Annotated in this window: 34 protein-coding genes and 2 pseudogenes; 16 read left to right on the top strand and 20 right to left on the bottom strand. The window is 49.3% G+C overall.

Annotated features, from left to right (window positions below; genetic code table 11):
* Positions 1-78: 78 nt before the first annotated feature.
* The 17 genes and pseudogenes from SK35_RS07505 to SK35_RS07425 all read right to left on the bottom strand — a co-directional run bounded on the left by SK35_RS07505 (position 79) and on the right by SK35_RS07425 (position 14,296).
* Entirely contained in the window at positions 79-1,191 is a 1,113-nt protein-coding gene (locus tag SK35_RS07505; RefSeq protein WP_011787809.1) for a 1-propanol dehydrogenase PduQ, read from the bottom strand.
* Between the two features lie 15 nt (positions 1,192-1,206).
* On the bottom strand, positions 1,207-2,601 hold the full coding sequence (locus tag SK35_RS07500; RefSeq protein ID WP_011787810.1) for an aldehyde dehydrogenase family protein: 1,395 nt from the start codon (positions 2,599-2,601) through the stop codon (positions 1,207-1,209).
* The gene (locus SK35_RS07495; RefSeq protein WP_011787811.1) at positions 2,598-3,107 is read right to left on the bottom strand and encodes a heme-binding protein; all 510 of its coding nucleotides are present in this window, start codon (positions 3,105-3,107) and stop codon (positions 2,598-2,600) included. The genes SK35_RS07500 and SK35_RS07495 overlap by 4 nt, the downstream gene beginning before the upstream one ends.
* 32 nt (positions 3,108-3,139) lie before the next feature.
* A complete protein-coding gene (locus tag SK35_RS07490) occupies positions 3,140-3,418 on the bottom strand; it encodes a EutN/CcmL family microcompartment protein (protein WP_011918378.1) in 279 nt (92 codons plus the stop codon).
* Between the two features lie 4 nt (positions 3,419-3,422).
* The gene (gene pduM, locus SK35_RS07485) at positions 3,423-3,893 is read right to left on the bottom strand and encodes a microcompartment protein PduM (RefSeq protein ID WP_224326736.1); all 471 of its coding nucleotides are present in this window, start codon (positions 3,891-3,893) and stop codon (positions 3,423-3,425) included.
* Between the two features lie 22 nt (positions 3,894-3,915).
* Positions 3,916-4,551, bottom strand: coding sequence for a phosphate propanoyltransferase (locus tag SK35_RS07480; protein WP_011787814.1), 636 nt, complete (start codon positions 4,549-4,551; stop codon positions 3,916-3,918).
* Between the two features lie 4 nt (positions 4,552-4,555).
* A complete protein-coding gene (locus SK35_RS27115) occupies positions 4,556-5,356 on the bottom strand; it encodes a BMC domain-containing protein (RefSeq protein ID WP_251365185.1) in 801 nt (266 codons plus the stop codon).
* Between the two features lie 93 nt (positions 5,357-5,449).
* Positions 5,450-5,740: a BMC domain-containing protein gene (locus SK35_RS07470; protein ID WP_011787816.1), complete on the bottom strand. Its 291-nt coding sequence runs from the start codon at positions 5,738-5,740 to the stop codon at positions 5,450-5,452.
* A gap of 71 nt (positions 5,741-5,811) precedes the next feature.
* Positions 5,812-6,639: an MIP/aquaporin family protein gene (locus SK35_RS07465; RefSeq protein ID WP_011787817.1), complete on the bottom strand. Its 828-nt coding sequence runs from the start codon at positions 6,637-6,639 to the stop codon at positions 5,812-5,814.
* A gap of 34 nt (positions 6,640-6,673) precedes the next feature.
* Entirely contained in the window at positions 6,674-7,594 is a 921-nt protein-coding gene (locus SK35_RS07460) for a glycyl-radical enzyme activating protein (protein ID WP_011787818.1), read from the bottom strand.
* A gap of 138 nt (positions 7,595-7,732) precedes the next feature.
* The gene (locus SK35_RS07455) at positions 7,733-10,276 is read right to left on the bottom strand and encodes a glycyl radical protein (protein ID WP_011787819.1); all 2,544 of its coding nucleotides are present in this window, start codon (positions 10,274-10,276) and stop codon (positions 7,733-7,735) included.
* Between the two features lie 24 nt (positions 10,277-10,300).
* Positions 10,301-11,116, bottom strand: a complete 816-nt coding sequence (pduB, locus tag SK35_RS07450; RefSeq protein ID WP_011787820.1) for a propanediol utilization microcompartment protein PduB — start codon at positions 11,114-11,116, stop codon at positions 10,301-10,303.
* Positions 11,113-11,415, bottom strand: coding sequence for a propanediol utilization microcompartment protein PduA (gene pduA / locus SK35_RS07445; protein WP_011918380.1), 303 nt, complete (start codon positions 11,413-11,415; stop codon positions 11,113-11,115). Before pduA ends, pduB begins: the two co-directional genes overlap by 4 nt.
* A gap of 850 nt (positions 11,416-12,265) precedes the next feature.
* Positions 12,266-13,189 carry an IS5-like element IS903B family transposase gene (locus SK35_RS07440; RefSeq protein WP_011787825.1) on the bottom strand — a complete coding sequence of 308 codons (924 nt, stop codon included), beginning with the start codon at positions 13,187-13,189 and terminating at the stop codon, positions 12,266-12,268.
* A 77-nt stretch (positions 13,190-13,266) separates the two neighbouring features.
* Positions 13,267-13,787: pseudogene (locus tag SK35_RS07435) on the bottom strand (IS1 family transposase); the annotation flags it as partial.
* A 184-nt stretch (positions 13,788-13,971) separates the two neighbouring features.
* A pseudogene (locus SK35_RS07430) lies at positions 13,972-14,076 on the bottom strand (transposase domain-containing protein); the annotation flags it as partial.
* Positions 14,033-14,296: a transposase gene (locus SK35_RS07425; protein WP_004118209.1), complete on the bottom strand. Its 264-nt coding sequence runs from the start codon at positions 14,294-14,296 to the stop codon at positions 14,033-14,035. The pseudogene SK35_RS07430 and the gene SK35_RS07425, both read right to left, overlap by 44 nt.
* A 14-nt stretch (positions 14,297-14,310) precedes the next feature.
* Here SK35_RS07425 and SK35_RS07420 point away from each other — a divergent pair, with 14 nt between their 5' ends.
* Together SK35_RS07420 and SK35_RS07415 are read left to right on the top strand one after the other, a co-directional pair.
* Entirely contained in the window at positions 14,311-14,574 is a 264-nt protein-coding gene (locus tag SK35_RS07420) for a hypothetical protein (RefSeq protein WP_015386469.1), read from the top strand.
* Positions 14,575-14,817: 243 nt separating this feature from the next.
* Positions 14,818-15,099 (top strand): helix-turn-helix domain-containing protein, encoded by a 282-nt coding sequence (locus SK35_RS07415; protein WP_004152118.1) that lies wholly within the window; start codon positions 14,818-14,820, stop codon positions 15,097-15,099.
* 80 nt (positions 15,100-15,179) lie between these two features.
* Here SK35_RS07415 and SK35_RS07410 read toward each other — a convergent pair.
* A protein-coding gene (locus tag SK35_RS07410; protein ID WP_085950818.1) for an IS3-like element ISSen4 family transposase occupies positions 15,180-16,300 on the bottom strand; the annotation gives its coding sequence in 2 pieces (ribosomal slippage) (positions 15,180-16,042 and positions 16,042-16,300; 1,122 coding nt in all).
* A gap of 560 nt (positions 16,301-16,860) precedes the next feature.
* Here SK35_RS07410 and SK35_RS07405 point away from each other — a divergent pair.
* Together SK35_RS07405 and SK35_RS07400 are read left to right on the top strand one after the other, a co-directional pair.
* On the top strand, positions 16,861-17,052 hold the full coding sequence (locus SK35_RS07405; RefSeq protein WP_013098166.1) for a helix-turn-helix transcriptional regulator: 192 nt from the start codon (positions 16,861-16,863) through the stop codon (positions 17,050-17,052).
* A 229-nt stretch (positions 17,053-17,281) separates the two neighbouring features.
* Positions 17,282-18,280 (top strand): hypothetical protein, encoded by a 999-nt coding sequence (locus tag SK35_RS07400; RefSeq protein WP_228099692.1) that lies wholly within the window; start codon positions 17,282-17,284, stop codon positions 18,278-18,280.
* On the opposite strand, the gene SK35_RS07395 is transcribed toward SK35_RS07400, so the two are convergent.
* A complete protein-coding gene (locus SK35_RS07395; protein ID WP_007869714.1) occupies positions 18,277-19,236 on the bottom strand; it encodes a hypothetical protein in 960 nt (319 codons plus the stop codon). The genes SK35_RS07400 and SK35_RS07395 overlap by 4 nt on opposite strands.
* 81 nt (positions 19,237-19,317) lie before the next feature.
* Between SK35_RS07395 and SK35_RS07390 the strand changes: the two genes are divergently transcribed.
* The 12 genes from SK35_RS07390 (at position 19,318) to SK35_RS07335 (ending at position 25,930) form a co-directional block, all read left to right on the top strand.
* The gene (locus SK35_RS07390; protein WP_007869717.1) at positions 19,318-20,202 is read left to right on the top strand and encodes a GTPase family protein; all 885 of its coding nucleotides are present in this window, start codon (positions 19,318-19,320) and stop codon (positions 20,200-20,202) included.
* Between the two features lie 260 nt (positions 20,203-20,462).
* Positions 20,463-21,200, top strand: a complete 738-nt coding sequence (locus SK35_RS07385; protein WP_013098169.1) for a DeoR family transcriptional regulator — start codon at positions 20,463-20,465, stop codon at positions 21,198-21,200.
* 56 nt (positions 21,201-21,256) lie between these two features.
* Entirely contained in the window at positions 21,257-21,529 is a 273-nt protein-coding gene (locus tag SK35_RS07380) for a hypothetical protein (protein ID WP_007869719.1), read from the top strand.
* Positions 21,530-21,572: 43 nt separating this feature from the next.
* Complete coding sequence (locus SK35_RS07375) at positions 21,573-21,869, top strand: hypothetical protein (RefSeq protein ID WP_015386464.1); 297 nt, start codon at positions 21,573-21,575, stop codon at positions 21,867-21,869.
* A 126-nt stretch (positions 21,870-21,995) separates the two neighbouring features.
* On the top strand, positions 21,996-22,817 hold the full coding sequence (locus tag SK35_RS07370; RefSeq protein WP_007869723.1) for a DUF932 domain-containing protein: 822 nt from the start codon (positions 21,996-21,998) through the stop codon (positions 22,815-22,817).
* Between the two features lie 23 nt (positions 22,818-22,840).
* Positions 22,841-23,080, top strand: a complete 240-nt coding sequence (locus SK35_RS07365) for a DUF905 domain-containing protein (protein ID WP_007869725.1) — start codon at positions 22,841-22,843, stop codon at positions 23,078-23,080.
* Positions 23,081-23,183: 103 nt separating this feature from the next.
* Positions 23,184-23,642 (top strand): antirestriction protein, encoded by a 459-nt coding sequence (locus tag SK35_RS07360; RefSeq protein ID WP_013098170.1) that lies wholly within the window; start codon positions 23,184-23,186, stop codon positions 23,640-23,642.
* Between the two features lie 15 nt (positions 23,643-23,657).
* Positions 23,658-24,134: a RadC family protein gene (gene radC, locus SK35_RS07355; RefSeq protein ID WP_013098171.1), complete on the top strand. Its 477-nt coding sequence runs from the start codon at positions 23,658-23,660 to the stop codon at positions 24,132-24,134.
* A gap of 8 nt (positions 24,135-24,142) precedes the next feature.
* A complete protein-coding gene (locus SK35_RS07350) occupies positions 24,143-24,370 on the top strand; it encodes a DUF987 domain-containing protein (RefSeq protein WP_013098172.1) in 228 nt (75 codons plus the stop codon).
* 13 nt (positions 24,371-24,383) lie between these two features.
* On the top strand, positions 24,384-24,701 hold the full coding sequence (locus SK35_RS07345; protein WP_007869729.1) for a type IV toxin-antitoxin system YeeU family antitoxin: 318 nt from the start codon (positions 24,384-24,386) through the stop codon (positions 24,699-24,701).
* A gap of 20 nt (positions 24,702-24,721) precedes the next feature.
* Positions 24,722-25,048 (top strand): TA system toxin CbtA family protein, encoded by a 327-nt coding sequence (locus SK35_RS07340; RefSeq protein ID WP_007869731.1) that lies wholly within the window; start codon positions 24,722-24,724, stop codon positions 25,046-25,048.
* Positions 25,049-25,756: 708 nt separating this feature from the next.
* Positions 25,757-25,930: a hypothetical protein gene (locus SK35_RS07335; RefSeq protein WP_156174792.1), complete on the top strand. Its 174-nt coding sequence runs from the start codon at positions 25,757-25,759 to the stop codon at positions 25,928-25,930.
* 35 nt (positions 25,931-25,965) lie between these two features.
* On the opposite strand, the gene SK35_RS07330 is transcribed toward SK35_RS07335, so the two are convergent.
* Entirely contained in the window at positions 25,966-26,520 is a 555-nt protein-coding gene (locus SK35_RS07330; RefSeq protein WP_156174791.1) for a glutamate ligase domain-containing protein, read from the bottom strand.
* Between the last annotated feature and the right edge of the window lie 53 nt (positions 26,521-26,573).

Genomic DNA, 26,573 nt, shown 5'->3' with positions numbered 1-26,573 from the left:
ATTGAAAATTAAAAAAGAAGCCGGAAAAAATCACGTAACTTAACAGTTTTTTCCGGCTTAAATTTTCTGATCCTGACTCTATATAATCGCTCTAAGAATAGCACGTATATCCGTATCCGATACGGTTACCGGATTGGTGGATAGACAGGCATCTTGTAAAGCGGCTGTAATCATGGCATTTTCAGCAGTCGTTACCTGTTCGCGAGTGATGTTTAATGCGCTAAGGTTGTCTGCGACATTAACCTGCTTCATGAGATTGTGCAGATGGGTGATTAGACTCGCGACACAATACTCATCCGCCGACTGGAAGTTTGCCAGGCCACACAGTTTACTTAACCGTGCATATTTTGCACGAACGGCTAAATCACGACTGTTGAACCGGATCACGTGGCACAGCAACAGCGCGTTGGCAAGTCCATGGGGTATGTGCAGTTGACCACCCAGTTGATGAGCAATGGCATGGTTCATTCCCAGCCCGGCCTGGCTGAAGGCGATACCGGCCAGCGTGGAAGCATTATGCATCCGGGTTCGAGCTTCCAGTTCATTACCGTCCCGATATACGACGGGCAGGAAACTGATGACCAGTTGTGCTGCTTTTTCTGCCAGTGCATCAGTAAAGTCCGTTGCGCCTTTGGCCACATATGCCTCAAGTGCATGCGTCAGTACGTCAAGCCCGGTATTGGCTGTTACTGCCGGTGGTACGCTTAGCACCAGTCGCGGTTCAAGAAGCGCTATATCAGGGTAAAGACTGTCATCAAACAACGGGTATTTTATTCTGCTGGCCGGATCGCTGATAACACTGGCGCTGGTGACTTCAGAACCCGTACCACTGGTAGTGGGGATTGCAACGAAGTTCTCAACCATAATGCCAAGCTTGCGGCCAAAGAAAATTATCGCCTTTGCTGAATCCAGTGCCGACCCACCGCCGAAACCGATCACTACATCCGGCTGTATCGCACTCATAGCCTCAATACCAGCCGCCACTGTAGCGACAGGCGGATCGGGGATGATATCGCTAAACAGACCGACAGTGTTGTCCTCGTGGATATTGTCGGTGACCATTTTCAGATTGGGGCTGCCAGCCAGAAAACCATCGCAGACAATCCAGATCTTTTTACCGTGGAGCGTTCTGAGCCAGGTTAAACTGTCGGCTCCGCTATATACCCGCGTTTTTACCGTGAACAGGGACATCTTCACATCCTCCACTTAGCGGATGGAAAATCCATTGGTCAGCACACAACGGCGTTTACGGGCGAAGCTCCGTGCTGATGTTGTCCCTTCGCCAGTGGGTGTCGCAATAGTAAAGGTGGTAAAACCCTCGGCACCTATGCCCAGTCCGGCATAGGAAGGGCCATTTTTCACAAATATTGAAGTCTGCATGGTCTTCGCAGCCAGGTTCAGACGGGTAACATTCTGAGAATGCATTATGGCGGTATGGTGCTGCTCGTTTTCCACCTTCAGAGCCAGTGCCAGTCCTGTCTCGAAATCACTGACCCGTACAACAGGCAGAACTGGCATTAATTGTTCGACCATCACCAGCGGATCGTCCTGCTCCACTTCTACAATAATCAGTCGCGGTGCTGTTGATGTGTTCAGATCAGCAGCCTGCAGGATCACTGCCGGACTTTTACCTACCAGTTTCTTGTTTGCTTCTCCTTTGTCATTGATAACGACCTTGCGCAGTCTGGCAATATCACCGGGCGTTTTTACCAGAAAGGCATCGTTTTTCTGCATATTATCCATGAGGCGATCGGCGATGCTATCTACTACGATGACGCATTTTTCGGCGATACAAAGGACGTTATGATCGAAAGAGGCACCATCAACGATATCTTTGGCAGCCTTGACCGGACAGGCAGTCTCATCCACCAGTACAGGGGGGTTACCAGGGCCAGCACCGATAACTTTTTTACCGGTTTTCATGGCCATATTGACAATTGCCGGACCACCTGTAACCGCAAGCAGAGCAATGCGCGGATCTGACATCATTTCGCGAGTAGCGTCAAAGGTGGGCTCTGCTACGGTGGTAACCAGATTGCGGATCCCGCTTACCCGATAAATGATGTCTTCGATTTTTTCAATAAGCCACAAGGATACCTTTTTTGCGCCCGGATGGGGGCTGAAGTAGACAGCATTACCAGCGGCCAGCATACTGATGGTGTTGTTAATGATAGTTTCGGTCGGATTGGTGCTGGGGGCGATAGCGCCAATGACTCCGAAGGGAGATAGTTCGAATAAAACCATGCCACCATCACCAGTCAGGGCGCTTGTGGTCAAATCCTCAATCCCCGGAGTATTATTCAGTGCCGCAGTGTTTTTACTGATTTTGTCGGGTGCATTACCCATGCCGGTTTCTTCTGCGGCGCGTTCGGACATCTCTTTGATCCAGGGTGCCAGCTCTTCCTTCAGGGCTGTAATGATCCTGGTTCGAAGTGCCAGAGGTTCTGCCATGTATTTTTTATAGGCATCGTAGCTGGCAGTGATAGCATCTTCCACACGAGCGAAGATAGTGTGCTGAATGTTTCCAGGGGCAGTAGCGGTCCCTTTCAGATTATCAGCAAGAATATTGCGGATCATATTCTCCAGTTCAGTGGTATTCATTTTTGACTCCCTGATTTAAGGCTGTCGACAGCCCGTAATGCAATAAGATGATTTTTTTCAGCGGATGCGCCGCTAATTCCGATCCCGCCGATCACTTTCCCCGCACAATACACGACACAGCCTCCGCGGGAGGTATCAATCCCGCCAATAACGTTATGTAGTGTGGGGTCAATGATCTGTTTATTTTCTTTAGCGAAACTTACCGCGGCTTCGGCTGCACGCCCGGCGACAGCAATATCTTCTGCCGATGTACCTGGCATGCGGTAAGTCAGAACACATTCGCCTTTTTCGTCACACAAGGTGATAACTACCATGGCGCTTTGCTGCCACGCCTCTGCCAGAACAGTATCGATAATGTTTTTCAACTGCTCTGAACTGAAAATGTGCTTACTGAAGTTTTCCGATGGCGAAAGTGACTGCGGGTACCGACGGATAACTTCGCGGACGGCCTCCTCCAGCAATATGCGATGCTCGCTGATAAGGGATGCTATATCCTGTTCTGGCATAGCTCTGTTTCTCCTGTAACAGCCGACCGGGGCTAAAACCGGTCGATGGTATCGACGATGCCGACGATGGCAAGATCAATGGCCTGATTTGGTTCCGGAAAGATCTTTCTGGCTGAAGAGCCACGGCTGACCAGAACCAGCTCACCTTCACCTGCTCCCATAGAATCCACAGCAACCTCCTGGGTGTTTTCCTGGAAAAGCGGTGTGGAGCCGTCCAGATTAACTAAAGTAACGACCATCAATTTTTTACCTGTCAGGGACGCAGATTTTTGCGTCGACACCACTGACCCTACGACTTTCGCCAGTTGCATTGCATTACTCCTGCCATATTAGTTTGATGTTCTGTCTTTCCATTACTTCCCGGGCGAGGGCGGTAATCAGCGTCTGCTTTTCCAGTAAAACCCAGCAATCGTGCCAGTGAATAACGCTGGCATAGCTGAGGCCAGCTGCAGCTGCCAGTTTCACCGGTGTACTCATATGGTCAGTGAGTGTGACCGGAAGGCGGCGTAACTCTCGCAGTGGCAGTGCGGTCAGTAATTGCTGGTGGATCTGAAGGTGTAACCTTACGCCATATGCCCATGCTTCCAGGACAGTCGACACTGCCGGGTGGTGGTGATCATAGGCAACCAGACTCTGAATAAAAGCCAGATCAGGTAAGGGCAATATCAGTTGTGCATTATGCAAATAAACCGTTTTTGATAAGCCTGCCGCCAGCTCGGCCTGGGTCACCCGTAAACTCCGGCTTTCCCTTCCCTGTAAAAGTGTAATGACCCTTGAGACGATCATGTCCAGCATAGGCACACCTGCATTAGCGTTTTGTCAGGAGAAGTCTTGCCACTGCCTGGCCTCCATCAATACCGGCAGCATTCGCTTCATCAGTATCAATATGCATTTCAAGACGCATATCCTCAGCAACCCGGATACAGACATCATCAAAAATCAGTTTTCGATCGGTGCCCTCAATCCCGACTTTCACCGTTTCTCCTTGTGTTACGCCAAATATCGCAGCGTCCAGTGGCGACATGTGAATATGTCTGCGAGCGATGATTACTCCCTCGGTGAGATTAATTTCTCCGGCCTCGCTTTTGAGTGTGACAGAGACACTTCCGGTCAGATCACCTGACAGGCGGAGTGGCGCCGTCAGGCCAATTTGCCTGGCATCGGTGTACGAGATTTCCACCTGTGTTTGTCCCCGCAACGGCCCCAGTATCCGTACGTTTTTCAACTGACCTCTTGGACCGATTAAGGAAACGGTCTGCTCTGCCGCAAATTGCCCGGGCTGACCAAGGGGCTTTTTAATTTTCAGAGTCTGTCCGGGAAACAGACTCTGGTAATCTTTTGCCGACAAATGAACATGCCGGTTTGATATACCCAGCGGAATCGTTCGTTGCCGCATCTGCGCAATTACCTGACCGGTCAGTTTTGTGATCAGATCGTGATCCATTGATTTACCTCAATACCGATTTCTGATTGTGAATACATCTACTGCGTGGCTGGCCCTTATGTCGCGGACATGAAGGATCTCCACAGATTTTGCATGTCACCAGTAATTTTGCTGATATGGCGACAGCCTGTTTTGTTTCACCTGTCTGTTGGCTACCCGCATCTGCAGTTTCATCATCAGGTTTTTCCTGATAATGAAACTGATGCAGAGATATTCCGGGTTTAACCTGCTGCGCAACGGCAACGGATCTCGCTGACGCTGTCGGAATATCGAGGTCAGTAGCGATATCTCCCATGACCGGAAATGCTTTGACCGTCGCCACAGATTGTTTTTCACCATATTCAGCAGGAGGAGACTTTGCTGAAGCGTTTGGTTTACTGATTTCCCTGGCCGTTTCCACAGGATCATTGATAGCATCGACCTGAATGATATTGCCTGTGCTTCCCTCGACAGCCTCCCTGATCGGGGGGACTGCCTTTTCTGCGTCCGGATCCTCCTGAACGGATTCAGGTCCGGTTGTGGTATGGGCGGCGGATGCCGTGAGGGCAACGGCCGGGAGAACGGTTATCTTCTGAACAGGCTCAGCTCGGGGCGGTTTAGTTGTTGAAACCAGTTCACCGGTTCCTTTCGCTGGCCGGGCGATTGTGGTGCAGGCAACAAATCCCTGGTGTGCTCTGGCTGTTTCTTCTCCGGCCGATAGAGCCGTACGCACTGCAGCAACATCGCCTGCAATTTTCACCAGCATCCAGCCAGACCCGATGGTTCTTTCCACGCCGATCAGTCTGATCTGGGCGGTTTTCGCCATCACATCAGCAACAGTTATCGCCAGAGACATACCCGAGACTTCGATAAGGCCAAGAGAATGTTGCACAAGCTCCCCCTTTTCCTTGTTAATTTTTCACTCGGCTGTTGCGGTCTGATAAACCGGCAACAGCGTTTCCACCTCATTATGAGGACGTGGGATGACGTGAGTTGATTTCACCTGGCCCACACCGGCTGCAGCTGCGGAGCCCGCCTCCACCGAAGCTTTTACCGCACCGACATCACCTCGTACCATGACGGTAACCAGGCCGGAACCAATTTTTTCGTAACCCACCAACTGGACGTTTGCCGATTTGACCATGGCATCTGCACCTACGATGGCGCCAATCAGTCCATAGGTTTCGATCATTCCAAGCGCATTGTTCATTTCTCTTTTACTCCTGAGTTTCTTGTGTAAAGTTCATCTTCAGCTCCTGTCCCTGACGGGACGGGAGATAATTATTCCGGCAGCGACAGACTTTTTCCCTGGCCCCCCTTGCCCGGCAGAAGTGGTAACCTGGTCAGACCGCGATACAGCGCGGCGCCAAGGCAGGCTCCGAAGATCGGTGCGACGAGTGGTATAATGAAGTAGGGGAATGCACGTCCGCCTGTTAAAGCATTACTACCCCAGCCAGCCAGATAGCTGAACAGACGGGGACCTAAATCCCTTGCCGGATTCAGCGCAAAACCCGTCAGTGCACCGATGGCAACCCCAATCAGGGCCACGGAAATCCCAATCAGTAGCGGCGCCAGCGGACCGCGAGGAACACCGTTGCCGTCGTCGGTCAGCGCCATGATCAGGCACATCAGCGTCAGCGTTCCGATGGTTTCACTGGCAAAAGCCTGAAGCAGATTAATTTCCGGATGGGGAAACGTCGTGAAAATACCCGCCTGTGCAAGGCTGTCCATGCTGCCGCGTTGAATATGGTGTGCCAGCTCATAATCAATAAACAGATTGTGGTAAAGCAGGTAGACCACCATGGCGCCGCCAAAAGCGCCCATAATCTGGCACAGGATGTAAGGTAAGACCTTATGGGCACTGAAATTGCCGAAAAGCCACAATGCGATAGTGACTGCCGGATTAAGATGCCCTCCGGATATTCCCGCAGTGAGGTAAACACCGAGTGCGACACTCAGTCCCCAGACAATACAGATCTCCCACAAACCGAAACTGGCGGCAGCCAGTTTCATCGCTGCGAGGCAACTGATACCAAGAAACAGAAAGAGTCCGGTGCCCAGAAATTCGGCAAGGCACTCCTGCTTTAATGTCGGTAAGGTTGTGTTCATAATCGTTTCCTGCAAAAGTTTAAAAAACTACCGGTTACCCACCGATGACGCAGTCGATTCCAAGGGATGTCACAATATCTTTATATTTATGCATACGACTTTCTTCCGGTGGTTTTATTTCAATCATGTCGTACGTTCTGCCAAGCAGGTTATATTTATTCTGGCCATAGTTGTGATAGGGCAATAAATGTAATCGCGATACATTTTTCATGTGCGTAACAAATCTGGCAATAGCTTCGATACTTTGTTCATCATCATTAAATCCAGGAATTACCGGGATCCGAACGGCGACATTCTTTGCCAGTTCTGAAATTGTCAGTGCATTACGTAAAACCGTCTCATTCGGATGTCCCGTAAATTCCTTATGCCGTTCACTATAAAAGGTTTTGATGTCGAGCAATACGATATCAAGCAATGGGATAACCTTTTCCAGCACGGCCCGGGAGGCTATTCCGGTGGTTTCCATCGCTGTATGCCATCCTCTGGCTTTGCAGGCGGCCAGCAATGCTGCTGCAAATGCAGGCTGAGCCAGTGCTTCGCCACCGGACAATGTAATACCTCCACCGGAGCGGCGATAATGCGTCTCATCTTTACGCAGTTCGTCTATAACCTCCACCACCGACATTCTCTTACCTGACTGAACCATCGCGCCAGCCGGGCAGACCTCAGCGCAAGCTCCACAATGAATACAGGCATTCCGGTCAATAAGCCCTTGACGTGAGGCATCGATAGCCCCAACGGGGCAGGCGGATACGCAGCGTCCGCAATGGATACAATTGCGATCGTAGTAAAATATTTCCGGTTCAGTGTGCTGTGATTCCGGATTACTGCACCATTTACATGCCAGATAACAGCCTTTCAGGAATACAATGGTGCGTATTCCCGGGCCATCATGTAAGGAGAATTTTTGTATATTAAATACGGTGCCAGTCTGCGCGTAATCAATTTCCGCCATGTCAATACCTTTATTTCTTTTCTTCATGCTGATATTCAGCATGTTATTGGCCGGATGTGTTTTCCTTGTCTGTAAAAACAAGGAAAACAATCATCAGAAGATAATATCCTTATGTTGAGAAATCCGGCCGACTGTCAATTAAAAGACATGTTCGGTTCGCAGGATAATATCGTCCTGTACGCTTTTATCCAGTGAGACAAATTGCGCACTGTAACCCGCCACACGCACAACCAGATCACGATATTTTTCTGGTTCTTTTTGTGCTGCCAGCAGTGTATTACGGTCGATCACATTGAACTGAACATGCATGCCTTTCTGATCGAAATAACCACGCAGTAAGGCCGCCAGATGGTATAATCCCTCATCGCCTTTCAGAGCTGCCGGATGGAATTTCTGATTAAACAGCGTGCCATTTGAGGCCAGGAAGTGATCCAGCTTGGCTACTGAGTTGGCGGCAGCGGTTGGACCTTTTGTATCCATGCCCCTGCTGGGCGACACCCCATCGGGAAGCGGCTGGCCGGCCAGACGTCCATCTGGAGTTGCCCCGACGCTCTCACCGAGAGCCACATTAGCGGATACCGGATATAAGCCAGCCTGGAATAAACCGCCACGTGGGTTGGTGTATTTTTCTACCTCGCGACAGTAAATTTCAGCACCGGTACGGGCCAGCATATCCACTTCGTCAATGTCATTACCGAACTTGGGGGCGCCATTAATGAGTAACTGACGCACTGCTGTCAGCCCGGCATTAGCCCCTTTGACAGGCTCCGGTGGGTTGCTATTGAGTGAGGTGAGTGCAAGTGCGCCGCTTTCGCCCAGCACTTTCTTCACGGCCTCAAGGACTAGTTCATAGGTTGCATCCTGTTTCGGCGTACTTTCAGTGGCTATAGTGTCAGGTTTCTCTATCCCGCCAGATACACCGAAATTGGCATCCAGTGCTTCTTTCAGATGACCCAGCGATAATTGGCCTTCTTCAAATACCAGACGTTTGATAGCCATCAGCGAGTCGCCCACATTGGCAACGCCGACACCTTGCGGACCCGTGAAGTTATAATGGGCACCGCCTTCCTGAACGCTTTTACCGCGACTGATACAGTCATCCACCATACAGGACAGGAACGGCAGGGGGGCCCGTTCCATATGAGCAAGGTCAACACTGTTATCGGCCATTGCCAGATGATAGACAAAATATTCGTTCTGTTTACGATAAGCTTCAATGATGTCTTCAATACTCTGGAATGAATCCAGCTCACCAGTTTTGGGGCCGAGTTGTTTATCCCCGCAGCGTCCGTTGTTCAGGGTTATTTCCAGTACCTTACTCATGTTATAGAACGCGGCGTCGTGCCAGCCTTCTGTTTTTCCCGGACGTTGAGGTTCGACGCAGCCGATGATGCCGTATTCCCGCGCATCTTCCAGGGTCAGGCCGCGGTTAATCAATGCAGGGATAACAACTTCATCGTTGTAATAGGCCGGGATCCCCATACCAAGACGACTGACTTCACAGGCTTTCAGTAACAAATCGTCCGGAGATTTTGACCAGACACGTACTGACAGTGAAGGTTCATGCAGACGAACATGGGCGGTAGCCGTCATGGCCATAAAGGACAGTCTGTTAGTGGCGTCCTGTCCGCCGCTGGTTTGACCGCCAACGATCAGGTTCTGGAACATCGGATAGCCACCAAAACCTTTGGTCGAGCCTTCATCACGAACCTTGTTAACGTCGTTGAACTTGAGCCACAGACAATCCAGCAATTCCTGCGCCTGTTCCTCGCTCAGGGAGCTGTCCTTTTCCAGGTAAGGGTACATGTACTGATCGAAACGCGCCGGGGAGATAGAATGCCCGTTGGATTCAAGTTGAATAATGGCATGGGCAAACCAGAATGACTGGCAGGCTTCATAGAAATTACTTGCACCATTTTCAGGTACTTTGTCACAGATTTCAGCAATTTTCAGCAGCTCTTTTTTACGGACTGGTGAGGCCTGTTCCGCGAGAGTACGAGCTTTAACCGCGTAACGATGAGCAAAATTGATTGCTGCGTTACAAGAAATAATGACCGCCTTGTAGAACGATTCTTTTTTCAGAAAAGCGGGGTCTTTTTTATCAGCGCTGGCCATTGCTGCAACAACATCCTGGATGATGCCTTTGTATCCACGAGCGAGAACACGCGCGTAGTCCACGGCTATATGACCGACGCCATTAAAGTAATAGTTGCCGACAGTGAAGACATTTTCTGCCATGCAATCAAGCGTTTCAGGCAACATATAGGATGTAGCCAGTTCATTCGTTGTTTTCCCTTCCCAGTAGCCAAATACGCTATCCAGCTGCTGTTTCGCTTCATCGGTTATGGTAAAACGGTCGCCTTTACGCAGATTCAGACGATCGAATTCATCCTGAAGCCAGCGATTTGAGTACTCCGGGTAAATTTGTGTGGAATGAGGAGTGACTGTCAGACTACCAACGATTAGTTCACCTGCCCGGATGGTGACCGGCAATTCCGCAAGGATCTTCTCAAGCGCTTTGGCGCGACGGATGATCATGGGCAGGGATTCCGTTTCCTTATAGGACTCGGTGATCAGGCGGGCACGATCCGTCTCAATGCAGGGGGTCGTATCAAGGATTTGTTCCCGTAAGGCACGAATTCGGTCAGTTGGTTCACCAAAAGCCTGTGATAATTGGCTCATTTCTTGTTCTCCACTACATGGAAATCAGATATAGGGGGTTGTGGCTGAAGGCGCTTTGCCACCCATTGTTTCCAGCAGAGTCAGACCTACATCACGTGCAGAACGCACCGCCTGGCGCACAGCACCGGAGTCACCGGAAACAATCAGAATAACTTCGTTAGTAAAGCTGGTGCCTTTTGCCGGGGAGTTGTAAGCCACCACATCCACATTGGCAGATTTGATCGCCGTGTCTGCCATCAGCACACCAATCGCTGCCGGGGCACCGACAATCACGCCACAGGCGCGTCCAAGGGGGGCGCCAAATGCTTTTTCCAGAGCGTAGCTGGCGCGTGCGGTGTACTGGAGTTCCACATGACCTGCTGCGTTGGCGTAAATGTCACCGAAAGTACGCTCAAGTTCGCCTAGCGCCACTTCCACAGCCCGTTTCACATCGGAAACATCCTGACCACCGAACAGCACCAGTGAACCGTGTCCTGCGCCGCCTTTAGTGTCGCGGGCCAGTTCAATTGCAACGACTTCAGTATTTGTGGCTTTGACAGCTTCATCAGCCGCCATGATCTGTGGGCCCGCACCAGTACGTGCACCAAGGATGCCTATTGAACGGTATTTCTTCTCCAGATGCATGGCATCCAGCAAGGCGCTGTCAACGTTGGCAATTACAAGGCCGATACTGTCGCCCGTTGCCGTCCCGACGAACTCGGTTAAACCGCAAAGTTTTCTTGGGATAGCGGGCTCCTGCTGAGATATCCCCGGCTGGGATGCGGCGGACGGGGTTTTCAAATCCCCGACTTTTCCGAGCACCTCGGCGATAATATTTTCTACGAGGTTATCGCTACTCATTGTTTAACTCCTTCAGATGGTTTAAGGCCTGCTGGCAGGAGTTTTTCAACATCAGAATGCGGACGTGGAATGACATGGGTAGCGATGACATCGCCGATCTGACGAGCAGAGGCACAACCGGCATCGGTGGCGGCTTTGACTGCACCCACATCTCCGCGTACGAGCACTGTTATCAGACCAGAACCAATTTTTTCGTAACCAATGAGCACGACATTGGCTGATTTGACCATCGCATCAGCAGCTTCTATTGCTGCAGTCAGACCTTTGGTCTCGACCATACCTAACGCTTCTTGTTGCATATTGTTCTCCTTCCGGGAGGAAATCGTCTGTGGGGGATAATTCACCCGGAAAGGGTAAGGGATTGGATTTTAAAATAATTGCGGGGATCTTTTTTTTTGAAGCATCATTATTGCGTTTTCAGGTGTTGATTTGCCATTTTTTAATGTATGTGATTGTTTTTTAAATTAAATAATATTTAACTGATGGTGTGTTCTTGCGTTGGCGAAGAAAATAATTTTAATTTATTTGTTGCATTATGTTGTCGAGTGTGGTTGCTTCTGCCCACGAGGCAGAGCTTGTATGTCCGCGGTTTAGCATAGAAAAGAGGTCTCTGATTATTTCGTAGATGGTGATATTGCCAGACCTTCTCTTTTTCATGATTGTATTATGACCAACCTTACTTGCGAATAGTGAGGCGACAGGAGGATACAAATATCAAAAAATGAATATATATAATCTTAGAGGTAATACCAAATTTAGGTAAAGTCATGAGACAAGATAATGGATGCGTGATATGCGCGGTATTCCATTGATATCTAATGATTTAATTTTATAGCAGCGTCAAAATTTATTCTTATTAAATAAATGTACCCCCAGGATCGTTTCTCAATATTTAATTTTCATGAGTGTTTAATGTTAAATAAAATATAATAATGGCCGCGTGTCAAAATACTGCTGCTGAGGATGTGTGTATATTAAGGTGATGGGGGTTTTCTAAGAAATAGAAATACTTTTTGGTATTATATAAAAATCGTCTGTGGGTAGGTCTGAATTCAGTCTGGAATTCCAATTCATGCTTTTTTATGTTTTGCGGGGCTTTGTTGAATAAATCAGATTTCGGGTAAGTCTCCCCCGTAGCGGGTTGTGTTTTCAGGCAATACGCACGCTTTCAGGCATACCTGCTTTCGTCATTTTGTTCAGCGCTCGTACCAGGGCCATAGCCTCCGCAACCTGACCATCGTAGTCACGCAGCGTCAGTGAACCCCCGAACAGCTGTTTTACCCGGTACATCGCCGTTTCCGCTATCGAGCGACGGTTGTAATCTGTTGTCCATTTCCACCGCGCATTACTCCCGGTCATTCGCTGATTAGCCACTGCACGGTTACGGTCTGCATATTCACCGGGCCAGTAACCTGCACCTTTTCGGGGAGGGATAAGCGCGCTGATTTTCTTACGCCGCAGTTCATCGTGACAGAGCCGGGTGTCGTAAGCGCCGTCTGCCGCTGCTGCCCTGATTTTTCTGTGAGTCTGCCGGATAAGACCCGGGAAGGCTTCTGAGTCCGTCACATTGTTCAGCGACAGGTCTGCACAGATGATTTCATGTGTGTTGCTGTCAACTGCCAGATGCAACTTTCGCCATATACGACGGCGTTCCTGGCCATGTTTTTTGACTTTCCATTCGCCTTCACCAAAGACCTTCAGCCCGGTGGAATCAATCACCAGATGCGCGATTTCACCTCGGGTGAACGTTTTGAAACTGACATTAACCGACTTTGCGCGCCTGCTGACACTGGTGTAATCCGGGCAGCGCAACGGAACATTCATCAGTGTAAAAATGGAATCAATAAAACCCTGCGCAGCGCGCAGGGTCAGCCTGAATACGCGTTTAATGACCAGCACAGTCGTGATGGCAAGGTCAGAATAGCGCTGAGGTCTGCCTCGTGAAGAAGGTGTTGCTGACTCATACCAGGCCTGAATAGCTTCATCATCCAGCCAGAAAGTTATGGAGCCACGGTTGATGAGGGCTTTATTGTAGGTGGGCCAGTTGGTGATTTTGAACTTTTGCTTTGCCACGGAACGGTCTGCGTTGTCGGGAAGATACGTGATCTGATCCTTCAACTCAGCAAAAGTTCGATTTATTCAACAAAGCCGCGTGACTCATACAGCGGCCATCCGTCCGTCATCCATACCACCACCTCAAAGGCCGACAGCAGGCCAAGAAGACGTTCCAGCGTAGCCATGGTGCGTTCACCAAAGACATGCGCCACCACCGTTCTGCGTATCCTGTCATACGCGTAAAACAGCCAGCGCTGCCGTGATTTTGCCCCGACGTAGCCCCATTGCTCGTCCATCTCCGCACAGACAATGACATCACTGCCCGGCTGTATCCGGGAGGTTACTGACTGCGGCCTGAGTTTTTTAAATGACGTAAAACCGTGTTGAGGCCAACGCCCATAATGCGTGCGGTGGCGCGACATCCGACACCATTCATGGCCATATCAATAATTTTCTGGTGTGTACCGGGCTGAGAAGCGGTGTAAGTGAACTGGAGCTGCCATGTTTTACGGCAGTGAGAGCAGAGATAGCGCTGATGTCCGGCAGTGCTTTTGCCGTTACGCACCACGCCTTCAGTAGCGGAGCAGGAAGGACATCTGATGGAAATGGAAGCCACCCGCACAGCGCGCTGGGATATCACTCCCCGAGGGAATACCGGCAGCGGACATCGTTAACTTAAGATACAAAAGCTGTTCGGAGATGGAGGGTCAAGATCAGGGTGACCTGCGCCATGATGTTATCCGAGCCCTGTTTCCTAATCACTACACCGGTATTTGATTACCCAGGTCAACTTCAGGCTGTTACAGGGACGGCAACCGTGTCAGCACATCCTTGAGATAGGCATACGGATCGTGCCCATTATTACGGGCCGACTGGATCAAACTCATGATCGCAGCAGCGCGCTTGAGTATGCGAACCCACGCCGAGCATTTGAGAAGGCAACGGGATGAACGCTGGCTGGATAGCCGTGGTTTTCTGGGTAGGCAGCCGAATCCATTTGTGATCGAGGTTGGCATTGAGGCTGTAGCCCAAGGCGATGTTTGCGATGGAGGCACCGGGTTCAGAACACTCCTGAATGACCTGAGCCTTGAAAGATTTGCTGTAGGTACGGCGCTGAGGGCGCATGGAAAATCCGCTTGATGGGCCATGGCCTTCGGCGGCGGTGTCGGGAAGGTGTGTTGGCCGGACGGATACTGTTGAACTACGTTGTCTGGGGCAACGGAAGTGTTTCGGCCCGACTCTGGAACGCGATCCGCAGCGACGACTGGGCAATTCCGCACGTTAGCCTGAGCAGCCTCGGGGAAATCGTCGTCTGGGCGCGCCCAGACGAGTTTCCGTCAAGGAACATGCAGACGAGCAAGGGGCTGCGGGCACTCGGCTACAACGTGAGGATCGGTGTTTGATCGAGGCGCCTGTGGTACACGCAGGCTGACGAGCCAGGCGCTGTCCATTGCCTGATCAGACCGCCCCGCTGCGCCTTGCCTGAGCAGTTGACCTGCATCAATGGGGCGGGAGAACGCTGTACATTGACTCTTGAAGGCTGTCATGGTAAGCGTAATATCTTACAAAGTATTACAAGGATTTCCTTGGCCGGAACCGCAAAGCGACGCGATTGGAGAGGGTGAGATGAAAGCGCACCTACAGGGATGAAAGCGCACCTACAGGTGATTTTCACGCTCGATGAATTGGCTGCGTACTTGAAAGTCGGCAAGCGGACGCTTTATCGGCTCGCCGCGCACGGGGAAATTCCGGCTTTCAAGGTGGGCGGGACGTGGCGGTTTCCTCAAAGTGAAATCGATCAGTGGATCAATGATCAGACCCGAGCCGCAGCAAAGAAGGAGGTGATGCGCAAGCGTGAACAGCAGAAGTCATCCGAGCAGCCCGTGTCGCCTGGGCGCACTGCCCGTCACAGCAGGCAAAGGGCTTGAGTAACTCGTTTTCCAATTTTTCTGGAGGTATGACATGGACATCGATTTCAATGACCTGCCCCCACGATTAGATACAACACTCAGTTAGTAACGTCGGAATCTTCATTCTCAGAATGACCCTTTCTCCAGCCCGCTGCAAATTCAGACGGTGTCTGATAATTCAGCGTGGAGTGCGGGCGGCATTCGTTATAATCCTGCCGCCAGTCATTAATAATTTTCCTGGCATGAACGATATCGCTGAACCAGTGCTCATTCAAACATTCATCGCGAAATCGTCCGTTAAAGCTCTCAATAAATCCGTTCTGCGTTGGCTTGCCCGGCTGGATTAAGCGCAACTCAACACCATGCTCAAAGGCCCATTGATCCAGTGCACGGCAAGTGAACTCCGGCCCCTGGTCAGTTCTTATCGTCGCCGGATAGCCTCGAAACAGTGCAATGCTGTCCAGAATACGCGTGACCTGAACGCCTGAAATCCCAAAGGCAACAGTGACCGTCAGGCATTCCTTTGTGAAATCATCGACGCAGGTAAGACACTTGATCCTGCGACCGGTGGAAAGTGCGTCCATGACGAAATCCATCGACCAGGTCAGATTGGGCGCCGCCGGACGGAGCAGCGGCAGACGTTCTGTTGCCAGCCCTTTACGACGTCTTCTGCGTTTTACGCCCAGGCCACTGAGGTGATAAAGCCGGTACACGCGCTTATGATTAACATGAAGCCCTTCACGGCGCAGCAACTGCCAAATACGACGGTAGCCAAAACGCCTGCGCTCCAGTGCCAGCTCAGTGATGCGCCCTGATAAATGCGCATCAGCAGCCGGACGGTGAGCCTCATAGCGGCAGGTCGACAGGGATAAACCTGTAAGCCTGCAGGCACGACGTTGCGACAGACCGGTCGCATCACACATCAACATCACGGCTTCCCGCTTCTGGTCTGTCGTCAGTACTTTCGCCCAAGAGCCACCTGAAGCGCCTCTTTATCCAGCATGGCTTCGGCAAGCAGCTTCTTGAGTCTGGTGTTCTCTTCCTCAAGCGACTTCAGGCGCTTAACTTCAGGCACCTCCATACCGCCATACTTCTTACGCCAGGTGTAAAACGTGGCATCGGAAATGGCATGCTTGCGGCAGAGTTCACGGGCGGGTACCCCAGCTTCGGCTTCGCGGAGAATACTGATGATCTGTTCGTCGGAAAAACGCTTCTTCATGGGGATGTCCTCATGTGGCTTATGAAGACATTACTAACATCGGGGTGTACTAATCAACGGGGAGCAGGTCAGGTAACACCTGTCGCAACTTACTGCGGTGGTATAGCTGATGCCTTCCATTCAACATGCAATCAATGTTCAGCAATCTGCAGCAAGATGTTGTTTGATATAGCTGTCCATATATCGGTTACGCTGACTTTAAATATATCTTTAATTTTTATTTATTTGGTTTGATTGGCTGGGTTTTTAATTAATGTTTGAATTTATATTCCAATCTTGATCTGTTTGTAAGATTTAAATACTAGTAAATGCTGCGTGGGTAGCAACCTGAATCTTACCATTTTTACTTTAATGGCAGGTCTCATTTGATCATTTTGCATGATCAACTTAGGCGGTTTTATCGGAGCATCTTACAAAGACTACACCATCAATCGTTTCCTCCCCTCTAGTTCGCAACTGAAGTGAATTGTCAAGACAATTTCTAGAGCGATCTTTTGCCTGCACTTTGTGGCCCTATACAGCCAGTATCTTGCGAAAGGGCGGCACATCAGGAGAACAGTGTGGAAAGAAGTGAAAACAATGACATGCAACTTGTAGATATGAAGTGGATCGCAGCAACGCTGAAAGTCACTGATAAATGGATTTATAAGCAAATTCAGGACGGAAAATTTATGAAGCCAATAAAACTTGGCAGAAGTTCTCGTTGGAGGCTAAGTGACATACACGAATGGTTGGAAAACCGCGTGAAGTGAACATGGACGGTATGTAATGGCAATATGTTGCAGAAAAGGGTGCAAAGAGAATATAGCATCTATTAGCTATGAATATGGTGTCAGGCTTTGTTATATCCACTTTAATAGACGGAAGGAATTGAGCCGAAAAAGGAATGTAAAGAAAGACATTCGCTGTAAAGTTTGTGGTGCTAATTTCTCTGAAACGAGAAATAATAAATTTTGCTCAAATAAATGCAAAGGGATTGGTATGAGAACCCTTAAGGATTCTGATAAAACTGAAATCCATAATCACTCGTACTGGCTTAACACAGAGGGGTTTATTAAAAACAATCCATTGCAATTGAATTCAATTAACGGTCTTGAGGATATCGCCAACATCATTTCACTATACCGAATTAAATCCCGATTACAGATTCCATGTAGCCATTTTTTGAAAAAGAAAATACGAGGCAACTGCAAAAAAAATGAACACAAACTAACTCCATTTATTAAGCTGGATTTAAGTCATAAGTATCCAAATTCAAAAGGAGGGATGAATGTACCAGAGAACATTATGATTGCACCTTCATTTATAAACAAAATGAATAAAGATAAAATCCCTGAAAATGATGCTTTTGAGATGTTTAATGGTCATTCTCTAAGTAAGAAAAGGAAGGATATGCCGCATAGTCTCATCAATTCTATCGTTAGAAATTATTCAGACGATGAAGTTAATGCATTGTTTTGTAAAATTGGCAAGCTGCCAAGAATAAAAAATGGACAAAGCAGATGTTTAAATGCTGACGCAGTTTTCAACCAGGTTTTTATTTTTGATCTATTGAATGCGGAACTGATTCGCTTAAAAGAAAGAACCATCCTTTATTGTCTGAAATACATATGTAAGCTTTTTCGAAACAAAATAATTAAGTTTAAAGGTAAGCGTGTCACTTTTATTACCTGCTACTTTGATATGATTGCACTTGCTTTCTTTCATGCTTATTTGCGAGGCGATCCTGAACGCTTTTTATCCAGAATTAAGAGGTTCGTGTGGGTAATGGAAAATGGGAAGAAAACAATGTTAAGGGTACGTGCGCTTTTTTCTTCACTATCTCTGTTTAGGCGGTATTGTAAAAAACACCTGTCAATATCTGTTAGCGATCCTGCGTCTGCTAAAGAGAGTATATTAGACATTTATGCGAAGTTTTTTGCGGTTAAACCCTCCTACATTTCCGATGAGGGCTATCCGAGGTGGATTCGCAAATGCTAGTGAGGTGTGAATTCATTATTATCAAGTTCATCGCTAAGTATATCCATGAAATAATCGATCGCGTTCTTGATATTACGCAACTCAGTGCCTGAGGAATTAAGTGAGTTGTTTATTTCAGTGTTTTTTAAGATTACGCCTTTAGCTGCGCTCAATATTAAAGCATCGATGATAACGAATGTGTCAAGTGTGAGCAATTTCCTTTTTATTGTTTCAAAACTCAGCCAATTATCTATATCATTTTGCACTTGTTTTGGATATGACTGCCTTTCGAGTTTGATGATGCCTGCAATTTGGCTGGAGAGAATATAATCAGAGTAACGAAGATCAATTGTAATCCATAAATTAGATAAAGAGGCCATTTCAGTTGAGTAAGGATAATTATCTGGAATGATTTGGCTGGTCAGATGATTGATTTTATTAAAAACAGAGCTTAACTCAGGATTGGCGCTTCGGGCATTAGGGTAATCATTAGGAGTGAAGGGGAAGCATGCATGGCATGCTTCAAGAAAACGCATGTGCTCCTTTATACTGGGATGTGCATTTCTGGATTCATTAAAAATCCTTTCAAAGGTAAGTTTTTGCACAGCCTGTCTGGGGTTTTGTTTCCAGATAATTAAATCCACATTGTCTTGCTTTAAAATATCAAGGTTTTCGATGCGTGTTGACAACGTTTTTAACTTTTCCTTATTTGAATCGTTTTGCATGAATTTGTTTCGCAGAGTTCTCTTTTGGCTGTCAGAAAGCTTTTTATTATCAAACTCCATGCTGTTTATTTCCATGCGTTTGATTGCTCTTTCACAGTTAAAGAATAACTCTCTGCAGTAGAATGCATTCATTAACTCTTCTTTTTTATAGGTTGATATACGCCTGGAGTATAGTGCTTTGTTCTTTTTAATGAATTCCAGAACTTCTTTTTTTGCTTTTTCTTGATTGTGACTTTTCATTTTTTTATTCACGATTTAAATTTTCTTTAAATATATATCACCAGATTGACAGAGGCAAGCGATGCATTCTTAATCAATTGATAAGGTGACATAATGAAATGCAATAAAGAATTAAATCAGCTGTATTCGCCACTTAGTCTGCTGCCCAGCAATGTTGCAGAGGAAGTCACTAAACGTCTGCACGACATTATTCATTACCAGCCCATCATCGGCATAATGGGAAAGACTGGTGCTGGGAAGTCGAGTTTGTGTAACGCACTGTTTCGCAGCACGGTCTCGGCCGTCAGTCATACCACTGCGTGTACCCGTGAGCCACAGCGTTTTACGCTGCAGGCAGGTGAACGCCAGGTGACGCTGATTGATCTGCCCGGGGTGGGCGAAAGCCCGGAGCGGGATGAAGAGTATCAGGCACTGTATCAACGTATCTGGCCGGAGCTGGACCTGGTGCTCTGGCTGATTAAAGCCGATGACCGGGCACTGACCCCCGACTGTGATTTTTATTTTCGGATGCTGTCACCAGGCAGTGCTGGGAGGGATAAGGTGCTGTTTGTCCTGACCCAAGCCGATAAAATCGAGCCTTCCCGTGAATGGAGCGGCTTTCTTAATCAACCTTCAGAGCAACAGTTAAAACACCTGAAGGAAAAGCAGCGCGCGGTGTGCTCGTTATTCAACCACCCGGCACTCCCGGTGATCACCGTATCAGCAGCCACTGGCTGGCATCTGCCTGAGCTGGTGGAGGTGCTGTTTCGCTCACTGCCTGCCCGCGCCAGCAGTGCCGTCAGTTCGGTCATCAGACCACAATACCGCACGCAAAAAATTGAGGCGCAGGCGCAACAGGATTTTGGCGATACGGTCAGCGACGTGATGACACACACCCTGTCGGAGCTGTCCCTTCCCTCCGCAGTGAATGCGGTGGTCAGTACCGTGATTAGTGCGGTGGTCTCTGTTGCCCGCAGTGTCTGGCGGTTTTTCTTCTGACGGCTGAAATGCCGTTATCCCGTGAGCAAATGCACCACTATGTGTGCACCTTGCATTCGCTCTCCGTTTGCCGGACACACCCTGTCCATTTTAGGTGTGGTGTATCCGGTTAAAAAACAGACTGAATACAGTCAGTGCCGCAGCCCGTACGGTACTGACGGGTGATAAAAATATTTTTCGCCCTGTCCATACCCTGACCCTCCCCCTGTTTACAGTAATCACATCTTTTTCAATACGTTCATCACGATGGAGAACATGCCATGTCACAGACTGAGCACCGCTATGACCGACTGGCGGTCAGACTGTCTCTCATTATCAGTCGTCTGCTGGCAGGCGAAACACTGAGCGTGAAGACACTGGCAGTCGAGTTTGGTGTCTCGGTACGCACCCTGCGCCGCGATTTTCGTGAGCGGCTGATATATCTGAACCTTGAGTACCGTCATGGGCACTGCCGATTGTTGTCAGATCCCGGTATGGCACAGCGTGCCCCGGGAACCCTGTGCTTTATGCGCAATGTTGGGCTTCAGCAGGTGTTTCCAGAAACGGACCTTCGCTTGGTAAACACGCTAACGGACAGTGAGGATATCTCATCCTGTCTGGTCTGGCAGGAGGACGCCGAAAGCGCCCCCGTCCGCCCCGGTCTCTTTTCCCGACTGGTCGATACCATCATTCAGCAGCAGTGCATCCGGGAACTGGCTGACGGTGTGCGGGCTGAACACCTGGCACCGTACCGGCTTATTTTCCTTGAGGGAGCGTTGTATCTGGTCGGTGAGCAGCACGGAAGGATCGTTGTTCTGCCGCTGTCCGGGATCACCGCCATCACCGTCCTGAGTGAGGGCTTCGAGCGTCGTGATACGGTATGTCAACTCACCCGTCAGGTGGCCTTCATCCGGGCGCTGCCTCATTTCCCGGTCATGCACGACGTGATGGCTGCATCCCATTCTGCGCCACCTTTAACAGAGGAGAAGAGCCCTGCTGCAACTAACACGACGGGGTGACCATCAGGCCATCCCTTTCATTGTTGTCTATTACCTACTTAATAAGGAAACACCGTATGCATCCGCGTTATCGTCGCATGATTGCCAGCGCCCTGGCCCTCAGCAGTGTCAGTCTTTTTATCCCCACCGTAGCCCAGGCTGGATACAGTGATTACGAGGCATTCCGTCTGGTCAGAACGGAGAACAGCGCCGCGGGCGGGGCACAGAAAATCTGCACGTATCAGAGTATGGTCACCCGAAAATATGTCCAGTTGGACATGCCCTATACCTGCCAAGGCATGATGTTTCGCAACCGGAACGACGGGCTGTTTTACGACAGAACAAACTAACTCACTGAGTTTATGGAAATTGCCATGTTTAAGGAGGGCTGCTATGCCTTTGAGCCTTTGTCTCAGCCTGTCAACCCTAGTGGGGCTGATTATCACGGTTGTTGATACCCGTATTGTCGGGTTCGGGTATTCAGCATGGGCCGCCGTGCTGCAGTGTGTCCTGCCGGGCCTGGGCGTCTGGCTGGGTAATCTCATCCGAAAATGGATCATGCCGGATGCGGTTTACGGAAGTACCGGTGCCGTCATTCAGGCCCGTCTGCTCTGGGCGGTATTGCCCCAGTTTATTGGCTGGTTCATCGGATTTATGGTCGCCATGAGCATACTGGGTATCCGGGCCTGAGCCTCCCGCGACAAACTCAACGACGGGTATTCCCCCTTCCGCACACTTTGCTGTTTAACCCCCTACCACGGCCTGCTCAGTTGAGCAGGCCGTTTTCGTTTGTTTTTTTCTCACAGGAGTCTCGCCATGACCCGATTAGCCAGCCGCTTTGGTGCGGTAAATCTTATTCGCCGTGACCGTCCGTTAACCCGTGAGGAGTTAATGCATTATGTACCGAGTGTGTTCAGCGAAGACAAGCATGAGTCCCGAAGTGATCGTTATACCTGTATTCCGACCATTACCCTTCTCGATAACCTTCAGCGCGAAGGCTTCCAGCCATTTTTTGCCTGCCAGACCCGGGTTAGGGACCAGAGCAAGCGAGAGCACACCAAACACATGCTGCGCCTGCGTCGCGAAGGCCAGATCACTGGCAAACAGGTCCCTGAAATCATCCTGCTTAACAGTCATGACGGCTCCAGCTCATACCAGATGCTGCCGGGGCTGTTTCGTGCAGTCTGCCAGAACGGGCTGATTTGCGGTGAGAGTTTTGGTGAGGTACGTGTGCCACATAAAGGCAATGTGGTGGAGAAAGTCATTGAAGGGGCTTACGAAGTACTGGGGATATTCGACCGTGTGGAGGAGAAGCGCGATGCCATGCAATCGCTTTTGTTACCGCCACCAGCACAGCAGGCACTGGCCAAAGCGGCGCTCACGTACCGCTTTCGCGAAGACCACCAGCCGGTGACGGAATCACAGATACTTTCCCCACGCCGCTGGCAGGATGAGAGTAACGACCTGTGGACCACCTACCAGCGCATTCAGGAGAATCTGATTAAGGGCGGTCTGCCGGGCAGAACGACCAAAGGCAAGCGAGCTCATACCCGTGCGGTAAAGGGGATTGACGGGGACGTGAAGCTCAACCGGGCGCTCTGGGTCATGGCGGAGAATATGCTGCACCTAGCGTCCTGACACGCTGACTATCCGGAGTCACCATGACTGAATCGTTAACCCTGCCTCCCGGTTCGTTCTCACGTCAGCAGGCCGAAACCCTTATCCGTCTGTACCGTAATATCACCATTGAAGACGACCAGGGCAGTCACTTCCGCCTGGTGGTTCGCGACACCGAAGGCCGGACGGTCTGGCGGGCATGGAACTTTGAACCGGATGCCGGTGAAGGTCTTAACGGCTACATCCGGCAGTATGGCATCCACAAAGACACCGTTACCCGCTGACCCCGAAGCATTTACCCGCGACATCTCACCTTCCCGAACACGCTTTGTTAACCCCATACGCCAGCCCTCGCCGCTGGCGTTTTTTATTGACGGAGACATATCCATGACAACGCAGACGCAGTACGACCTCGCACCCGCTAACCAACCCGAATTTGAACTGACCGTCACGCCAGTCCCCGATGAACAGCGTATCGATTTCTGGCCGCAACACTTCGGCAGCATACCGCAGTGGCTAACCTTGGAGCCGCATATCTTCGCCTGGATGGACCGCTTCTGTACGACCTACGGCGGTGGTATCTGGTCGTTCCACACCCTGAGCAACAGCGGGGCATTTATGGCCCCCGAGTATGACAGTGACGATAAATGGCATCTGTTTAACTGTCTGAATGGCAACGATGCAGATATGAGTGCAGAAGCCGCCGGTATCGCGGTCTGCCTGATTGAATACAGCCACCATGCCTGTCGCACCGAATGCGATGCAATGACCGCACACTTCTACCGCCTGCGGGACTACGCCCTGCAGCATCCTGAAGCCCACGCCATTCTGCGTATCATCGACTGACCGGAGGAACAACGAATGAAACAGCTTTCCTTTTTACCCGGCGAGATGACGCCACACGACCGGCGTCTCATCCAGCGGGCGCTCAGGGCGCTGGACCGGCACCTGCATGAGCCCGGCGTGGCCTTCACCTCCACCCATGCTGTCCGTGAATGGCTGCGACTGCATATGGCCGCACTTGAGCGGGAAGCGTTCCGGGTGCTGTATCTGGACAACCAGAATCAGTTGATTGCCCATGAAACGCTCTTCACCGGCACGATTAACCGCACTGAAGTCCATCCCCGGGAAGTGGTCAAACGTGCTCTGCATTTCAACGCGGCGGCGGTGATACTGGCGCATAACCATCCTTCCGGTGAGACAACACCCAGCCAGGCTGACAAAGCCCTCACGCAGCGACTGGTGCAGGTGCTTCAGCTGGTGGATATCCGCGTCCCTGACCACCTGATTGTTGGCGGCAGGCAAATATATTCGTTCGCAGAACACGGTCTGTTGTGAGGTATGACATGAAAATTATCAGTAAACGCCGGGCAATGACGATATACCGCCAGCATCCTGAGTCCCGGATCTTTCGCTACAGCAGCGGAAAATATCAGTGGCACGGCAGCGTCTGTCATTACACCGGCAGGGACGTTCCGGATATCACCGGAGTCCTCGCGGTATACGCCGAACGCCGCCAGGACCGCAACGGGCCTTATGCCTGCCTGATGAGTATTACCCTGAACTTACAATAAAAGGAGAGCCCCCATGACCCACATCATCTGGGGCCTGCAGCGGGCTATCACGCCGCGCCTGGGAGCCCGTCTGGTACAGGAGGGCAACCGGCTGCACTACCTGGCTGACCGGGCCAGCATCACCGGTATGTTCAGTGACGCCGAATGCCGGAAGCTGGATGACACATTCCCACACTTTATCCGCCAGATGGAATCGATGCTGACCACCGGTGAACTCAGCCCCCAACATGCCCACTGCGTCACCCTGTACCACAACGGTTTTACCTGTGAAGCCGACACCCTTGGCAGTTGCGGCTACGTATACATCGCCATTTATCCCACTCAGCGTTAATTACCTTCACGAGAGCAAACATGAAAACTTTACCTGCAACAACTCAGCGGGCAGCGAAGCCCTGCCTGTCACCCGTGGCTGTCTGGCAAATGTTACTGGCGCGTTTGCTGGAACAGCACTACGGTCTGACAATAAACGACACCCCATTCAGCGATGAAGTTGTTATACAGCAACATATCGATGCCGGTATCACCCTGTCAGATGCCGTGAATTTTCTGGTGGAAAAATACGAACTGGTCCGTATCGACAGGAAGGGATTTCGCTGGCAGGAACAATCCCCTTACCTTCGGGCTGTCGATATTCTGAGGGCAAGACAGGCAATAGGTCTTTTACGAGGATCTCATTGAGATATGGTAAGATGAAGTTTTCGAGTACGATATCTATTAAGCGGAATCGAACCAAAGACGGTTAGTTATTATTCAATGAATTCTGTCAAAATAACTTTTGGGGGCCTTATTGGGGGCCCCTTAACTTTATTAACAACAAATAAACCTTAACTATCAACAAATAAACCATACATATTCGAAGTCTGCAGGGGACAATCCGAACGTGAATACCCCCCTTCTTCACAACTCCATCAAAACCGCACCAGACAAGGCTTATAGCCGAATTGTATGTCCAACCATTTCCAGCGAGTCACACCTCAAGCTACAATCAAAGGTATCTCTTTTTGTTACTCTCACTCTGTTAGAACTTCGGGAGAGATACTCCGTAGCACTTACTACACTTCAGATTAAAAATGCAGCCCCCAAAGAAACGGATTACACCCTGACAGACGCCTCCGCCTGTTCATGATTGTAAAACCCAACGGCTCTAAGCTATGGCGTTTCCGTTAGCGATCTCCTTTCATTGGCTGAGTGAGTACACCGGAAGATATCTAAAAGCGAATGGTTCTTTTTAACAGAATGATAACATCAATCTCAGCAGGACTGCATCATTGGAGAATTCTTTTCTTTGTATCTACACTGTTAAAGTAACGTTTTAGTAGTGATGATTCAGTTGACAAAAGTCATGAATCTATAGCAATAGATACGAAACAAAGAAGGATACTAGATATGGCAATGAGAATGAGTCCAACCATGCTTACTCCAGAGCAATGGAAAGAACTTCGTAATATGGCAGCAAAAGAAAACAAGCCAAGTGGAGATATAGCTTTAGAGTTAATAACAAAAGCTCTAGATAGGCAAATATTGGCTAGTAAATCAAATAATAAGAAATTAGATAAATAACATACACGGGGTTGCTAGAGATTTACACACCAATACTAACCTGAAGGATCACCATAATTGAATAGCGATCTTAGTTTTGGTTGTTCTCTAGCCCCTGCTATGAATATCACTCCTTCCATCTTCAAATTATTTATTTCATTTAAAATATTTTCCTCCGAATAAATATTAAAGGTTTTATCTAACTCTCCAAGAAACAGTCCAAGACTCATGCACCACTCCTTCGAATCAGAATTATCACTATTTGAGCATAAATATATACTATCAAACCGAGAAAGAGATTGTGCATATTTTTTCAACATATACCCGTGAGCTGGACGATAAAAAATAATCAATTTTTTTCCTGGGTAAATACTTCTGAGCGTTTGATAATTTTCATCCAGTGCCTCCCAGTGGTGGGCATTGTCTATTATGACGTTATATTCACCTATTTGTTCTTTAGAAAATCTACGATGAAGTCTCCATGGATTATATTTAAATAACTTATCAATGGGATACCAATTAAACCTCTCGATAATGCCAACTATTGCAACTGCTAAGTTTCTTGAATATTGTTCCCCAGGAAAATCATTTCTTTCAAAAGTAGCAATCAAATTACACTTTGAATTAATGTTACTAAACAAATTGAATGAATACATATCTATGC

It is taken from the genome of Citrobacter sp. MGH105 (genome assembly GCF_001037485.2).
Lineage (GTDB): Bacteria > Pseudomonadota > Gammaproteobacteria > Enterobacterales > Enterobacteriaceae > Citrobacter > Citrobacter portucalensis.
The sequence above is the reverse complement of the archived record's forward strand: the minus strand, read 5'-3'. Positions and strand labels throughout refer to the sequence as shown.

Coding starts and splice junctions, on each gene's coding strand:
- SK35_RS07370 (WP_007869723.1), top strand. CDS start 21,996: ATGACCCGATTAGCCAGCCGCTTTGGTGCGGTAAATCTTATTCGCCGT.
- SK35_RS07340 (WP_007869731.1), top strand. CDS start 24,722: ATGAAAACTTTACCTGCAACAACTCAGCGGGCAGCGAAGCCCTGCCTG.
- SK35_RS07350 (WP_013098172.1), top strand. CDS start 24,143: ATGAAAATTATCAGTAAACGCCGGGCAATGACGATATACCGCCAGCAT.
- pduB (WP_011787820.1), bottom strand. CDS start 11,116: ATGAGTAGCGATAACCTCGTAGAAAATATTATCGCCGAGGTGCTCGGA.
- SK35_RS07400 (WP_228099692.1), top strand. CDS start 17,282: ATGAGAACCCTTAAGGATTCTGATAAAACTGAAATCCATAATCACTCG.
- SK35_RS07425 (WP_004118209.1), bottom strand. CDS start 14,296: ATGCGCCCTCAGCGCCGTACCTACAGCAAATCTTTCAAGGCTCAGGTC.
- SK35_RS07455 (WP_011787819.1), bottom strand. CDS start 10,276: ATGAGCCAATTATCACAGGCTTTTGGTGAACCAACTGACCGAATTCGT.
- pduA (WP_011918380.1), bottom strand. CDS start 11,415: ATGCAACAAGAAGCGTTAGGTATGGTCGAGACCAAAGGTCTGACTGCA.
- SK35_RS07480 (WP_011787814.1), bottom strand. CDS start 4,551: ATGGATCACGATCTGATCACAAAACTGACCGGTCAGGTAATTGCGCAG.
- SK35_RS07500 (WP_011787810.1), bottom strand. CDS start 2,601: ATGAATACCACTGAACTGGAGAATATGATCCGCAATATTCTTGCTGAT.
- SK35_RS07495 (WP_011787811.1), bottom strand. CDS start 3,107: ATGCCAGAACAGGATATAGCATCCCTTATCAGCGAGCATCGCATATTG.
- SK35_RS27115 (WP_251365185.1), bottom strand. CDS start 5,356: ATGGCGAAAACCGCCCAGATCAGACTGATCGGCGTGGAAAGAACCATC.
- SK35_RS07470 (WP_011787816.1), bottom strand. CDS start 5,740: ATGAACAATGCGCTTGGAATGATCGAAACCTATGGACTGATTGGCGCC.
- SK35_RS07465 (WP_011787817.1), bottom strand. CDS start 6,639: ATGAACACAACCTTACCGACATTAAAGCAGGAGTGCCTTGCCGAATTT.
- SK35_RS07335 (WP_156174792.1), top strand. CDS start 25,757: ATGGCAATGAGAATGAGTCCAACCATGCTTACTCCAGAGCAATGGAAA.
- radC (WP_013098171.1), top strand. CDS start 23,658: ATGAAACAGCTTTCCTTTTTACCCGGCGAGATGACGCCACACGACCGG.
- SK35_RS07490 (WP_011918378.1), bottom strand. CDS start 3,418: ATGCAACTGGCGAAAGTCGTAGGGTCAGTGGTGTCGACGCAAAAATCT.
- pduM (WP_224326736.1), bottom strand. CDS start 3,893: ATGATCGTCTCAAGGGTCATTACACTTTTACAGGGAAGGGAAAGCCGG.
- SK35_RS07385 (WP_013098169.1), top strand. CDS start 20,463: ATGTCACAGACTGAGCACCGCTATGACCGACTGGCGGTCAGACTGTCT.
- SK35_RS07505 (WP_011787809.1), bottom strand. CDS start 1,191: ATGTCCCTGTTCACGGTAAAAACGCGGGTATATAGCGGAGCCGACAGT.
- SK35_RS07390 (WP_007869717.1), top strand. CDS start 19,318: ATGAAATGCAATAAAGAATTAAATCAGCTGTATTCGCCACTTAGTCTG.
- SK35_RS07375 (WP_015386464.1), top strand. CDS start 21,573: ATGCCTTTGAGCCTTTGTCTCAGCCTGTCAACCCTAGTGGGGCTGATT.
- SK35_RS07420 (WP_015386469.1), top strand. CDS start 14,311: ATGGGCCATGGCCTTCGGCGGCGGTGTCGGGAAGGTGTGTTGGCCGGA.
- SK35_RS07415 (WP_004152118.1), top strand. CDS start 14,818: ATGAAAGCGCACCTACAGGTGATTTTCACGCTCGATGAATTGGCTGCG.
- SK35_RS07360 (WP_013098170.1), top strand. CDS start 23,184: ATGACAACGCAGACGCAGTACGACCTCGCACCCGCTAACCAACCCGAA.
- SK35_RS07365 (WP_007869725.1), top strand. CDS start 22,841: ATGACTGAATCGTTAACCCTGCCTCCCGGTTCGTTCTCACGTCAGCAG.
- SK35_RS07380 (WP_007869719.1), top strand. CDS start 21,257: ATGCATCCGCGTTATCGTCGCATGATTGCCAGCGCCCTGGCCCTCAGC.
- SK35_RS07345 (WP_007869729.1), top strand. CDS start 24,384: ATGACCCACATCATCTGGGGCCTGCAGCGGGCTATCACGCCGCGCCTG.
- SK35_RS07460 (WP_011787818.1), bottom strand. CDS start 7,594: ATGGCGGAAATTGATTACGCGCAGACTGGCACCGTATTTAATATACAA.